We start from the raw sequence: 12,686 nt of genomic DNA on the forward strand, positions 1-12,686 counted from the left end.
TGGCGCGAGCCGCCTTCATGCACCGAGCGGTCGAACTGGCGCAGGATGTCCTTCTGCGCCTCGGTCAGCTTGACCGGCGTTTCCACGTTCACGTGCACGTAGAGGTCGCCGGGGTACCCCGAGCGCACACCCTTGATGCCCTTGCCGCGCAAGCGGAAGGTCTTGCCGGGCTGGGTGCCTTCGGGCACCGGGAAGCTGGCCTTGCCGCCCAGCGTGGGCACTTCCAGGTCGCCGCCCAGCGCCGCGGTGGCGAAGGAGATCGGCATCTGGCAGTGCAGGTCGTCGCCGTCGCGCTCGAACACCGCGTGCTGCTTGATATGGACTTCCACATACAGGTCGCCCGGGGGGCCGCCGTTGATGCCCGGCTCGCCATTGCCCGACGAACGGATGCGCATGCCCTCGTCGATGCCGGCGGGAATCTTCACTTCCAGCGTCTTCTGCGACTTCAGCTTGCCCTGGCCGTGGCACTTGGTGCACGGCTTGGGGATGTGCTTGCCGGTGCCGTGGCACTTGGGGCAAGTCTGCTGCATCGAGAAGAAGCCTTGCGACACGCGTACCTGGCCCGCGCCATGGCAGGTCGGGCAGGTTTCGACGCTGGAGCCGGGCTCGGCGCCATTGCCGTGGCAATGCTCGCACTCGTCCCAGTGGGGCACGCGGATCTGCGCATCGTGGCCGTGGGCGGCCTGCTCCAGCGTGATTTCCATGCTGTAGCGCAGGTCGGCGCCGCGGTACACCTGCGGGCCGCCGCCACGGCGTCCGCCGCCAGCCTGGCCGCCTTGCTGGCCAAAAATATCGCCGAAGATGTCGCCGAAGGCTTCGGCGAAACCGCCGTACCCCTGGCCGCCGCCGCCGAAGCCGCCCGCCATGTTGGGGTCGACGCCGGCATGGCCGTACTGGTCGTAGGCGGCCTTCTTCTCGGGGTCCGAGAGCATCTCGTAGGCCTCTTTGACCTCCTTGAACTTCTCTTCGGAATCCTTGCTGTCCGGATTGCGGTCCGGGTGGTGCTTCATCGCCAGCTTGCGATAGGCCTTCTTGATCTCGTCATCGCCGGCGTTCTTGCCCACCCCGAGCACTTCGTAAAAGTCACGTTTTGCCATGGTGGCTGCTTACCTGATGGGCCCGGAAGCGTCCAAAGCCCGCCCGGGCGAAATAGCAAAAAAGCCGAGCGAGGCATTCGACGGCGGTAACCCGCTTGGTCCAATGTCCGTCGCCCGGCGTCGGGATGGGGGCTGGCGCTGGTGTTAAGCACCGCGCCCCCGCCCCGCTCTTCCATTACTTCTTGTCGTTGACTTCCTTGAATTCGGCGTCCACGACGTTGTCGTCCTGCGCATGGGCATGCTGCTGATGGCCCGCGCCGGCAGCACCGGCACCGGCTGCGCCCGCGGCACCCGCCGCACCCGCTTCGCCTGCCTGGGCTTGCATGTCGGCATAGACACGCTCGCCCAGCTTCTGGCTGGCTTCGGACAGCGCGCTGACCTTGGCATCGATCTCGGCCTTGTCGCCGCCGCGTGCGGCGTCTTCCAGTTCCTTGATCGCGGCTTCGATCTTTTCCTTCTCGCCCGCTTCCAGCTTGTCGCCGTATTCGGTGACAGCCTTCTTGGTCGAGTGGATCAGCGCGTCGGCCTGGTTGCGGGCATCCGCCAGCTCACGGGCCTTCTTGTCTTCCTCGGCGTTGGCCTCGGCGTCCTTCACCATGCGCTGGATCTCGTCTTCCGACAGGCCCGAATTCGCCTTGATGGTGATGCGGTTTTCCTTGCCGGTCGCCTTGTCCTTGGCGCCCACGTGCAGGATGCCGTTGGCGTCGATGTCGAACGAGACTTCGATCTGCGGCGTGCCGCGTGCGGCCGGCGCGATGCCTTCGAGGTTGAACTCGCCCAGCAGCTTGTTGCCGGTGGCCATTTCACGCTCGCCCTGGAACACCTTGATGGTCACGGCCGGCTGGTTGTCGTCGGCGGTCGAGAACACCTGCGCATGCTTGGTCGGGATGGTGGTGTTCTTGGTGATCATCTTGGTCATCACGCCACCCAGGGTTTCGATACCCAGCGACAGCGGCGTCACGTCCAGCAGCAGCAGGTCCTTGCGGTCGCCCGACAGCACCGAGCCCTGGATCGCGGCGCCAACGGCGACGGCTTCGTCCGGGTTCACGTCCTTGCGTGCTTCCTTGCCAAAGAATTCCTTGACCTGTTCCTGCACCTTGGGCATGCGGGTCATGCCGCCGACCAGGATCACGTCGTCGATTTCGCTGACCTTGACGCCGGCATCCTTGATGGCGATGCGGCAGGGCTCGATGGTGCGCAGGATCAGTTCCTCGACCAGCGATTCCAGCTTGGCGCGGGTCATCTTCAGGTTCAAGTGCTTCGGACCCGAGGCATCCGCCGTGATGTACGGCAGGTTGATTTCGGTCTGCTGCGAGCTCGACAGTTCGATCTTGGCCTTTTCAGCAGCTTCCTTCAGGCGCTGCAGCGCGAGCACGTCCTTGGACAGGTCAACCCCCTGGTCCTTCTTGAACTCGGCGATGATGTAGTCGATGATGCGCTGGTCGAAGTCTTCGCCGCCCAGGAAGGTGTCGCCATTGGTCGACAGCACTTCGAACTGCTTCTCGCCATCAACGTCGGCGATCTCGATGATCGAGATGTCGAACGTGCCGCCACCCAGGTCATACACGGCGATCTTGCGGTCGCCCTTCTCGTTCTTGTCCAGGCCAAAGGCCAGCGCGGCCGCTGTCGGCTCGTTGATGATGCGCTTGACGTCCAGGCCGGCGATGCGGCCAGCGTCCTTGGTGGCCTGGCGCTGCGAGTCGTTGAAGTACGCCGGCACGGTGATCACGGCTTCGGTCACCGGCTCGCCGAGGTAGTCTTCGGCGGTCTTCTTCATTTTGCGCAGCACTTCGGCGGACACCTGCGGCGGTGCCAGCTTCTGGTCGCGCACGGACACCCATGCGTCGCCGTTGTCGGCCTTGACGATGGTGTACGGCATCAGGCCGATGTCCTTCTGCACTTCCTTTTCTTCGAACTTGCGACCGATCAGGCGCTTCACCGCGTACAGGGTGTTGCGCGGATTGGTCACCGCCTGGCGCTTGGCAGGCGCGCCCACCAGGATCTCGCCGTCTTCCATGTAGGCGATGATCGAAGGGGTGGTACGCGTGCCTTCGGCATTTTCGATCACCTTCGGCGTATTGCCTTCCATGATCGCGACGCAGCTATTGGTGGTACCGAGGTCGATACCGATGATCTTACCCATTATTCTCTCCTCTTGAGCCCCGCTATCCGCGGGGACTGCAATTCATCCTGAGGCCGAAATGTGGCCGTCCGGGGCCATTTCAAGGGCCGGAAGTGCAAATCCGACTAAATTTCTCGGCTTCTCCCTCTGATCAACGGCTGGCTGGCTGGGCCACGTTGAGGGGTATTAGAAGACGTTGCGCGCCAAGCGTGGTTTTTGTGCCTCTTGCGCCACCAAAAACAGGAGCGGCTAGCGGCCTCGCTGCCACAGGACATCGCTGCCCCCGCCGGCCCTGTTGAGCACGCGCGCCAGCACGAACAACAGGTCGGACAAGCGGTTCAGGTACTGGCGCGGCGCCTCGTTCAGGGCTTCCTGCGCGCCCAGCGCCACCAGCGCGCGCTCGGCGCGCCGGCACACCGTGCGGCACACATGCGCCACCGCCGCAGCCCGGCTGCCGCCTGGCAGGATGAATTCGGCCAGGCGCGGCAGGTTGGCATTGTAGCGATTCAGCCATTCGTCGAGCTGCAGCACCTGCTCGGGCTTGACCAGCACGTAACCGGGGATGGAGAGCTCGCCGCCAAGGTCGAACAGGTCGTGCTGGATGTGCAGCAAGGCCGAGCGGACGTCGTCGGGCAGCGTCTCGGTAAGCAGCACGCCAAGGTTCGAGTTGAGCTCGTCCACATCGCCGATGGCGGCGATGCGCAGGCTGTCCTTGCTGGTGCGGCTGCCGTCGCCAAGCCCGGTGGTGCCGGCATCTCCGGTGCGGGTGACGATCTTGGAGAGGCGATGGCCCATGCGGGTCTCCTGCGTTGGCGAATCCAGCATTATGGCGCGCATCGGGCCCTTCGCGTTAGCGCGCGGCCTGGCGCCGGGTGGCTGTTGCGGCGCCCGCCCCGCGAGCCAGGCCGGGCGCGGCGTAGAATATCGGGATTCGCTTGATACGCTACCGGGTGCGAGTGCCGGCACCGTTCAGCGCGGCCCTGCAATGGCCGGCGCTGCACGGCCCCGGCCCCCACAGACCCGCCGGAGACGCCATGAACCAACCCCTTGCCCACGCCGCGCTGGTGCGCCAACCCCTGCCCGCCGCCGTGCGCGACGCCCTGCAGGCCCGCTTCGGCGAACGCTTCTCCACCTCCCCCGGCGTCTGCGACCACCATGGCCGCGATGAATCGCCCTTCCCGCCGGCCGCGCCGGACGGCGTGGTCTTCGCCCACACCACCGAGGAAGTGGCCGAGGTGGCCCGCCTGTGCAACGCGCACCGTGTGCCGCTGATCGCCTACGGCGCCGGCTCTTCGCTCGAGGGCCACCTGCTGGCGGTGGCCGGCGGCATCAGCCTGGACCTGTCGCAGATGAACAAGGTGCTGTCGGTGCAACCCGAGGACCTGAACGTGACGGTGCAACCGGGCGTGACCCGCAAGCAGCTGAACCAGGAAATCAAGGACTCCGGCCTGTTCTTCCCGATCGACCCGGGCGCCGATGCCTCGCTGGGCGGCATGTGCGCCACGCGCGCTTCCGGGACCAACGCGGTACGCTACGGCACCATGCGCGAAAACGTGCTGGCGCTGACCGTGGTCACCGCCGACGGGCGCATCATCAAGACGGGCACCCACGCCCGCAAGTCCTCCGCCGGCTACGACCTGACCCGCCTGATGATCGGCAGCGAAGGCACGCTGGGCATCATCACCGAGGTGACAGTGCGGCTGTACCCGCAGCCCGAAGCCATCTCGGCAGCCATCTGCAGCTTCCCCAGCATGGGCAGCGCGGTGCGGGCGACCATCGAGACCATCCAGCTGGGCGTGCCCGTCGCGCGCGTGGAGTTTGTCGACGCGCTGGCCATCCGCGCCATCAACCGGCACGACAACCTGTCCATGCCGGAGATGCCGCACCTGTTCTTCGAATTCCATGGCACCGAGGCCGGCGTCAAGGAGCAGGCCGAGACCGTGCAGCAGATCGCCGCCGACAATGGCGGCCAGGGCTTCGAGTGGGCCACGCGGCCGGAAGACCGCAGCCGCCTGTGGAACGCGCGCCATACCGCGTACTTCGCCATGCTGCAGCTCAAGCCGGGCTGCAAGGCGGTCACCACCGACGTCTGCGTGCCGATCTCCCGCCTGGCCGATTGCGTGACCGAGACCGAACGCGACCTCAATGCGTCCAGCCTGCCCTGCCCCATCGTGGGCCATGTGGGCGACGGCAATTTCCACGTCGCGATTCTCACCGATCCTGAAAAGCCAGAAGAACTCGCCGAGGCCGAGACCATCAACCGGCGCATCGTGGAGCGCGCGCTGGCCATGGGCGGCACCTGCACCGGCGAGCACGGCGTGGGGCTGCACAAGATGGATTTCCTGGTCAGCGAGCACGGCGAAGACGCGCTCGACCTGATGCGCGCTATCAAGAACGCGCTCGATCCCAACCACATCCTCAACCCGGGCAAGATCTTCCGCCCGGTGCGCTAGCGGACCGGCACGGCATGGCATCCGTGTTCAACCGCGTCCCGCCGCTGCACCTGCTGATCGCGTTCGAAGCCGCCGCCCGGCTGGGCAGCTTCGCGCGCGCGGCAGAGGAGCTGTCGGTCACGCCCAGCGCGGTGTCGCACCGCATCAAGAACCTCGAGGAACTGTGGGGCGAGGACCTCTTCGTGCGCGCCAATGCCGCGCTGCGGCTGACGGCCGCTGGCACGCGCTACCTGCGCAACGTGCAAGATGCCCTCAAGTCGCTCAACGAACTGGCCCGGCCCGAGTACAACAAGCAGCGCACCCGCCTGCGCGTGGCGATCCCGCCCACCTTCGGCCGCCAGCACCTGGTGCCGCGCCTGCCCGAATTCACCGCGCTGTACCCGCACATCGACACCGAGCTGCACCTGGCCATCCCCTTCCTGGACGTGAAGGCCGAAGACACCGATGTGGAGATCCGCTACGGCACCGGACGCTACCCCGACCTGAAGACCACCAAGCTGCTGGTCGAGCCGGTGTTCCCGGCCTGCGGGCGCGAGTACTACGAGCGCATTGACGGCCGCGCCATCACCAGACCCGAGCACCTGCACAACCTGGTGCTGTTGCGCAGCCCGCTGGAGCCCTGGAAGCCCTGGTTCGAGACCGCCGGCCTGGACTGGCCCGAACCCCAGACCGGCCCGCAATTCAACGACATCGGCCTGATGCTGGAAGCCATCGCCTCCAACCAGGGCGTGGCGCTGGTGCGCCAGCGCATGGCCCGGCACTGGCTGTCGCTGGGCCAGATGGTGCGGCTGCTGGATATCGAATCGGTATCGCCGCACGGCTACTACATCGTCGAGCGCGAACAGGCCCCGCTCAAGCCGGAGGCGCGGTATTTCGTCGACTGGCTGCTCAGCCTGGACTGGTAAGACTGGCTGGCTGTTCGGCCGGCCCCCGGAGAAGAACCCCATGCAGATCCGCCCGCTAACCCCCGCCGATGCCAGAGCCTTCCAGGCGCTGCGCCTCGAAGGCCTGCTGGAAGCGCCCGCTGCCTTTGGCTCCAGCTTCGAGGAAGAGCGTGACCTGCCGCTGGCCACCATCGCCGGCCGCCTTGAGGCAACGCCCGAAAAGGCTGTGATCGGCGCCTTTGAAGCCACCGAGGGCGGCACCGCGCTGGCCGGCGTGGTCGGGGTGATGCGCGAGGACAAGGTCAAGCAGCGCCACAAGGCCTTTATCTGGGGTATGTATGTAGCGCCGGGCTATCGCGACCGGCGTCTCGGGCGGCAGCTCATGGAGCAGGCGATGGCGGTGGCCGCCGCCATGCCCGGCCTGCGCCAGGTCACGCTCTGCGTCAACGTCATCAATGCGCCCGCGATCGCGCTTTATGAAGCCATGGGCTTCGTGCGCTACGGCGTGGAGCCGCAGGCGCTCTATGTGGCACCGGACTATCACGACAAGCTGGAAATGGTGCACATGCTGGCGCCGCGCGGACAATAAGGCGCCCTATCGACGCCTTGCGCCGCGCCGGTGCTAAGCTGGATTGGTACCGGCCAGCTCGCGAGGCTCCTGCGCGACACCGCCCGCATGGCACGTTCCGGGCCAATGCTGTCATGAGCGATTTTGATCGGCCTGCCATGCGGAATTCACGTCGCCACAGGGCTGCGCAGCCACCTGGCTGCGCTATAGTCCTTGCTCCCCACCCGCTCCCGCCCTGCCATGGCGGGCGCCGGCGGCCATAACAGGAGTTGCCATGAACGCCCCGCACGAAGCCTCACTGGTCGCCGACGACACACGCCGCAACGCGTTGCTCGCGGGCCTGGCGAAAATCCTGCCCGATGCGGCGTTGCTGTGGAAACCCGAGGACACCGTGCCCTACGAGTGCGACGGCCTGGCGGCCTATCGCCAGGTGCCGATGGCCGTGGCGCTGCCCGACAACGAGGACCAGGTCTGCGCCATCCTGCGCCTGTGCCATGCGCTGCAGGTCCCCGTGGTGCCGCGCGGCGCCGGCACCAGCCTGTCGGGCGGAGCCATGCCGATCGCCACCGGCCTGGTGCTGTCGCTGGCCAAGTTCAAGCGGATCGTCAGCGTGGACGCGCGCTCGCGCACCGCGGTGGTCCAGCCCGGCGTGCGCAATCTCGCCATCTCCGAGGCCGCCGCGCAGTACAACCTCTATTACGCGCCCGATCCTTCGTCGCAGATCGCCTGCACCATCGGCGGCAACGTCAGCGAGAACTCGGGCGGCGTGCATTGCCTGAAGTACGGCCTGACGGTGCACAACGTGCTGCGCGTGCGCGCCGTCACCATGGAAGGCGAAGTGGTAGAGTTCGGCTCGGAAGCGCCCGACGCGCCGGGGCTGGACCTGCTGGCCGCGGTGATCGGCTCCGAGGGCATGCTGGCGGTGGTGACCGAGGTCACCGTCAAGCTGATCCCCAAGCCGCAGCTGGCGCAGGTGATCATGGCCAGCTTCGATGACGTGGCCAAGGGCGGCAACGCAGTGGCCGACGTGATCGGCGCCGGCATCATTCCGGCCGGCTTGGAAATGATGGACAAGCCCGCCACCGCCGCGGTCGAGGAATTCGTGCGTGCCGGCTACGACCTGGACGCCGCCGCCATCCTGCTGTGCGAATCCGACGGCACGCCGGAAGAGGTGGCCGAGGAAGTGGAGCGCATGAGCGAGGTGCTGCGCGCCTCAGGCGCCAGCCGCATCCAGGTGTCGCAAAGCGAGCCCGAGCGGCTGCGCTTCTGGAGTGGGCGCAAGAATGCCTTCCCCGCCGCCGGCCGCATCTCGCCGGACTACTACTGCATGGACGGCACCATCCCGCGCAAGCACATCGGCACGCTGCTCAAGCGCATCGAGGAGATGGAGCGCAAGTACGGCCTGCGCTGCATGAATGTGTTCCATGCGGGCGACGGCAACATGCATCCGCTGATCCTGTTCGATGGTGCGGACCAGGACGAATGGCACCGCGCCGAGCTGTTCGGCTCCGACATCCTGGAGAGCTGCGTGGAGCTCGGCGGCACGGTGACCGGCGAGCACGGCGTGGGCGTGGAAAAGCTCAACTCGATGTGCGTGCAGTTCTCCGCGGAGGAGCGCGAGATGTTCTTCGGCGTCAAGGCGGCCTTCGACCCGGCGCGCCTGCTCAACCCCGACAAGGCCATTCCCACGCTGGCGCGCTGCGCCGAGTACGGGCGCATGCATGTGAAGCGCGGCCTGCTGCCGCATCCCGACCTGCCGCGTTTCTGAACATGGCCGGTCCCAACGCCACGCAACGCGCCCGCAGCAGCGCGCAAACCCGCCAGCGCCTCGGCAAGCCCGAATCGGGCTGGCGCGAGCGCTGGTACACCATCATCTTCGAGGCCGACACGCGCAACGGGCGGCTGTTCGACATCACCTTGCTGCTGGCCATCGTCACCAGCGTGCTGATCGTGTTGTTCGACAGCCTGCCGGCCGTGAACCTGCGGCTGGGCCGCGTGTTCACGGTGCTGGAGTGGCTGTTCACGCTGTTATTTACCGCCGAATACGTGATGCGCATCCTGGTGGTGCGCCGGCCGCTGCGCTATGTGTTCAGCTTCTTCGGCGTGGTCGACTTCCTGTCGATCATTCCGACCTGGCTCGCCTTCTTCGTGCCCGAGCTGGCGTTCCTGATCGACGTGCGCCTGCTGCGGCTGCTGCGCGTGTTCCGGATCCTCAAGCTGACGGTGTATTTCGAGGAGGCGCAGATCCTGTACCGCGCGCTGGCCAACAGCCGGCGCAAGATCTTCGTCTTCCTCGGCACGGTGTTCATCATCACCGTGATCCTCGGCACCGTGATGTATGTGGTGGAAGGCCCGCAGCACGGCTTCACCAGCATCCCCGTTAGCATGTACTGGGCGGTGGTGACGCTGACCACCACCGGCTTTGGCGACATGGTGCCCAAGACGCCGCTGGGCCAGTTCATCACCTCGCTGACCATCCTGCTGGGCTACGGCATCATTGCCTTTCCCACCGGCATCGTGGGCGCCGAGCTGGCCGCCAGCATCATGAAGCGGCCGCTGACCACGCGCACCTGCAACCATTGCCTAACCGAAGGCCACGATCCCGACGCCGGCTACTGCAAGCACTGCGGCACCGAGCTGCCGCCTTACCAGGACGAGAGCGAACGCGAGCCGGCAGGCTCCCGCGCACCCGCCGAGGCGCCAACCCGCCGCCCCACTTCTTCCGCCTGACTTAGTTCAAGCCGACACCAGCCAGCCACCATGCCAGCCATGCCATCCGATCAGCAAGCCACCCTCACCGCCTTTCGCGATGCCATCCGGCATGCCACCGACACGCGCGCGCCGCTGCGCCTGCGTGGCGGCGGCAGCAAGGATTTCTACGGCCAGCAAGCGCAAGGGGCGCTGCTCGACACGCGCGCCTACACCGGCATTGTCGACTACGACCCGCCCGAGCTGGTGATCACCGCGCGCTGCGGCACGCCGCTGGCGGAGATCGAGGCGGCGCTGGCCGAGCGGCGCCAGATGCTGGCGTTCGAGCCGCCGCATTTCAGCACGGGCGCCGATGGCAGCGACGTGGCCACGATCGGCGGCGCGGTGGCCGCCGGCCTGTCCGGCCCACGCCGGCAGGCGGTGGGCGCGCTGCGTGACTTTGTGCTGGGCACGCGCGTGATGGATGGCCGAGGCGACGTCCTGAGCTTCGGCGGCCAGGTGATGAAGAACGTGGCCGGCTATGACGTCTCGCGGCTGATGTCCGGATCGCTCGGCACGCTGGGGCTGATCCTGGAAGTCTCGCTCAAAGTGCTGCCGGTGCCCTTCGACGACGCCACGCTGCGCTTTGCGCTGGACGAGGCCGCAGCGCTCGACCGCCTCAACGACTGGGGCGGCCAGCCCCTGCCGATTGCCGCCTCGGCCTGGCACGACGGCGTGCTGCACCTGCGCCTGTCGGGCGCGGCGGCCGCGCTGCGCGCCGCGCGCGAGCGGCTGGGCGGCGAAGCCGTGGAGCCCGCGCAAGCCGGCGCTTTGTGGCGCGCGCTGCGCGAGCAAAGCCATCCCTTCTTTACTCCGGTGCAAGCCGGCCGGGCGCTGTGGCGCATTGCCGTGCCGAGCACCGCCGCGCCGCTGGCGCTGCCCGGCGGGCAGCTGATCGAATGGGGCGGTGGCCAGCGCTGGTGGCTGGGCGGCAGCGACAGCGCGGCGGACAGCGCCCTCGTGCGCGCCGCGGCCAAGGCAGCCGGCGGCCATGCCACGTTGTTCCGCAATGGCGACAAGTCCGTGGGCGTGTTCACGCCGCTGTCCGCGCCGCTGGCCGCCATCCACCAGCGGCTCAAGGCAACGTTCGACCCCGCCGGCATCTTCAACCCGCAGCGCATGTACGCCGACCTCTGAGCCGCGGGCCTCACTGCACCGTCCAGCACCGATCCCCAGCAAAGGCACCGGAGAGTCCCCGAACCATGCAAACCACCCTGGCCGAATTCCTGCGCGACACGCCCGACGGCGAAGAAGCCAAGTCCATCGTCGGCAAATGCGTGCACTGCGGCTTCTGCACCGCAACCTGCCCCACCTACCAGTTGCTCGGCGACGAGCTGGACGGCCCGCGCGGCCGCATCTACCTGATGAAGCAGGTACTGGAAGGCCAGCCCGTCACGGAAAGCACACGCCTGCACCTGGACCGCTGCCTCACGTGCCGCAACTGCGAATCCACCTGCCCCTCGGGCGTGAAGTACGGCCGGCTGGTCGATATCGGCCGCAAGGTGGTGGACGACCGCCTGGAGGCGCAAGGCATCCAGCGTCCGGCGCGCGAGCGTTTCGCGCGATGGGCGCTGCGCGAAAGCATGACGCGCCCGGCGCTGTTCGGCACGGCCATGCGCATGGGCCAGCGCGTGCGCCCGCTGCTGCCGCAGGCGCTGCGCAACAAGGTGCCGCAAGCGGTCGATGCCGGCGCATGGCCGCGCACCACGCATGTGCGCAAGATGTTGTTGCTCGACGGCTGCGTGCAACCGTCGATGTCGCCCAACATCAATGCCGCCACGGCCCGCGTGTTCGACCGCCTTGGCGTGCAACTGGTGGTGGCGCGCGAGGCCGGCTGCTGCGGCGCCGTGCGCTATCACACCGGCGACCACGATGGCGGCCTCGACAATATGCGGCGCAATATCGACGCCTGGTGGCCGGCCGTGCAAGCCGGCGCGGAGGCCATCGTGATGACCGCATCGGGCTGTGGCGTGATGGTCAAGGAATACGGTCACCTGCTGCGCAACGATGCCGGCTACGCGGATCGCGCGCGCCAGATCTCGGCGCTGACCAAGGATCTGTCGGAGCTGCTGCCGAACTTCGCCGACGCCCTGCAAGACGCGGCCTCCGAGGCAAGAAGCAGCGAAGGCACTGACGGCCAGCGCGTGGCCTACCATCCGCCCTGCACGCTGCAGCACGGCCAGCAGATCCGCGGCAAGGTGGAAGCCCTGCTGACGGGCCTGGGGGTGGACGTCAAGCTCTGCGCCGACAGCCACCTGTGCTGTGGCTCCGCGGGCACGTACTCGGTGCTGCAGCCCGAATTGTCCTATCGGCTGCGCGACGAGAAGCTCGCCAACCTGCAGGCCTCGAAGCCCGACGCCATCGTCTCGGCGAATATCGGCTGCATCACGCACCTGCAAAGCGGCACCGGCACGCCGGTGATGCACTGGATCGAGCTGGTGGATCGCATGCTGGGGTAAGTGCCCCGAAGTGCTGGCCGAAGCTGACATGTCAGGCCAAAGCCGCGTGCCATGACGACGGCTGTCTCTCCCTCTCCCCTCAGGGGGCCGGGTAGGGGTGGCTCAGCTAGGAGCCACTTCAAGCGAAGCCTTCGGTTTTTGCGGTCCGACGGCGTAACGAGCGCCCGCCCTCTCCCCCAGCCCCTCTCCCACAAGTGGGAGAGGGGAGCCAACCAGCGGTAGAGTCAAAGCATCACTCGGTGTAGCCGTGATTTCCGCCCCCAGGCGGAAATCACCCAAGAGCGATGCGAAGCGAGCCGTCAAGGTTTGAATCTCCCGTTATGCGGCGCCTCGTCGGCAAGCCAAAAGAGCGGAA

At 67.1% G+C, this 12,686-nt stretch carries 10 protein-coding genes; 7 read left to right on the top strand and 3 right to left on the bottom strand.

Translation table 11 applies throughout. The features are described from left to right. From dnaJ to ACYP5B_RS27825, 3 genes are all read right to left on the bottom strand, one after another. Positions 1-1,097, bottom strand: a 1,097-nt coding sequence (gene dnaJ, locus ACYP5B_RS27815; RefSeq protein ID WP_459571839.1) for a molecular chaperone DnaJ, incomplete at its 3' end; no start/stop codon positions are given. Between the two features lie 175 nt (positions 1,098-1,272). Beyond that, the gene (gene dnaK / locus ACYP5B_RS27820; RefSeq protein ID WP_400092838.1) at positions 1,273-3,282 is read right to left on the bottom strand and encodes a molecular chaperone DnaK; all 2,010 of its coding nucleotides are present in this window, start codon (positions 3,280-3,282) and stop codon (positions 1,273-1,275) included. A 186-nt stretch (positions 3,283-3,468) separates the two neighbouring features. Beyond that, complete coding sequence (locus tag ACYP5B_RS27825) at positions 3,469-4,014, bottom strand: cob(I)yrinic acid a,c-diamide adenosyltransferase (RefSeq protein ID WP_459571840.1); 546 nt, start codon at positions 4,012-4,014, stop codon at positions 3,469-3,471. 239 nt (positions 4,015-4,253) lie between these two features. On the opposite strand from ACYP5B_RS27825, the gene ACYP5B_RS27830 reads away from it, so the two are divergent. The 7 genes from ACYP5B_RS27830 (at position 4,254) to glcF (ending at position 12,331) form a co-directional block, all read left to right on the top strand. Next, on the top strand, positions 4,254-5,672 hold the full coding sequence (locus tag ACYP5B_RS27830; RefSeq protein WP_318230899.1) for an FAD-binding oxidoreductase: 1,419 nt from the start codon (positions 4,254-4,256) through the stop codon (positions 5,670-5,672). A 14-nt stretch (positions 5,673-5,686) separates the two neighbouring features. Continuing rightward, positions 5,687-6,577: a LysR substrate-binding domain-containing protein gene (locus ACYP5B_RS27835; RefSeq protein WP_400092731.1), complete on the top strand. Its 891-nt coding sequence runs from the start codon at positions 5,687-5,689 to the stop codon at positions 6,575-6,577. A gap of 40 nt (positions 6,578-6,617) precedes the next feature. After that, complete coding sequence (locus tag ACYP5B_RS27840) at positions 6,618-7,145, top strand: N-acetyltransferase family protein (RefSeq protein WP_459571841.1); 528 nt, start codon at positions 6,618-6,620, stop codon at positions 7,143-7,145. A gap of 253 nt (positions 7,146-7,398) precedes the next feature. After that, positions 7,399-8,892 carry an FAD-linked oxidase C-terminal domain-containing protein gene (locus tag ACYP5B_RS27845; protein ID WP_318230896.1) on the top strand — a complete coding sequence of 498 codons (1,494 nt, stop codon included), beginning with the start codon at positions 7,399-7,401 and terminating at the stop codon, positions 8,890-8,892. A gap of 2 nt (positions 8,893-8,894) precedes the next feature. Then, positions 8,895-9,854 carry an ion transporter gene (locus ACYP5B_RS27850; protein WP_459571842.1) on the top strand — a complete coding sequence of 320 codons (960 nt, stop codon included), beginning with the start codon at positions 8,895-8,897 and terminating at the stop codon, positions 9,852-9,854. Between the two features lie 39 nt (positions 9,855-9,893). Next, entirely contained in the window at positions 9,894-11,009 is a 1,116-nt protein-coding gene (gene glcE, locus ACYP5B_RS27855) for a glycolate oxidase subunit GlcE (protein ID WP_459571844.1), read from the top strand. 65 nt (positions 11,010-11,074) lie between these two features. Then, positions 11,075-12,331 carry a glycolate oxidase subunit GlcF gene (gene glcF, locus ACYP5B_RS27860; RefSeq protein WP_459571845.1) on the top strand — a complete coding sequence of 419 codons (1,257 nt, stop codon included), beginning with the start codon at positions 11,075-11,077 and terminating at the stop codon, positions 12,329-12,331. The last annotated feature ends 355 nt before the right edge of the window (positions 12,332-12,686 follow it).

The organism is Cupriavidus sp. 8B, from assembly GCF_054589115.1.

Coding starts and splice junctions, on each gene's coding strand:
- ACYP5B_RS27840 (WP_459571841.1), top strand. CDS start 6,618: ATGCAGATCCGCCCGCTAACCCCCGCCGATGCCAGAGCCTTCCAGGCG.
- glcF (WP_459571845.1), top strand. CDS start 11,075: ATGCAAACCACCCTGGCCGAATTCCTGCGCGACACGCCCGACGGCGAA.
- ACYP5B_RS27825 (WP_459571840.1), bottom strand. CDS start 4,014: ATGGGCCATCGCCTCTCCAAGATCGTCACCCGCACCGGAGATGCCGGC.
- glcE (WP_459571844.1), top strand. CDS start 9,894: ATGCCATCCGATCAGCAAGCCACCCTCACCGCCTTTCGCGATGCCATC.
- ACYP5B_RS27850 (WP_459571842.1), top strand. CDS start 8,895: ATGGCCGGTCCCAACGCCACGCAACGCGCCCGCAGCAGCGCGCAAACC.
- ACYP5B_RS27835 (WP_400092731.1), top strand. CDS start 5,687: ATGGCATCCGTGTTCAACCGCGTCCCGCCGCTGCACCTGCTGATCGCG.
- ACYP5B_RS27830 (WP_318230899.1), top strand. CDS start 4,254: ATGAACCAACCCCTTGCCCACGCCGCGCTGGTGCGCCAACCCCTGCCC.
- ACYP5B_RS27845 (WP_318230896.1), top strand. CDS start 7,399: ATGAACGCCCCGCACGAAGCCTCACTGGTCGCCGACGACACACGCCGC.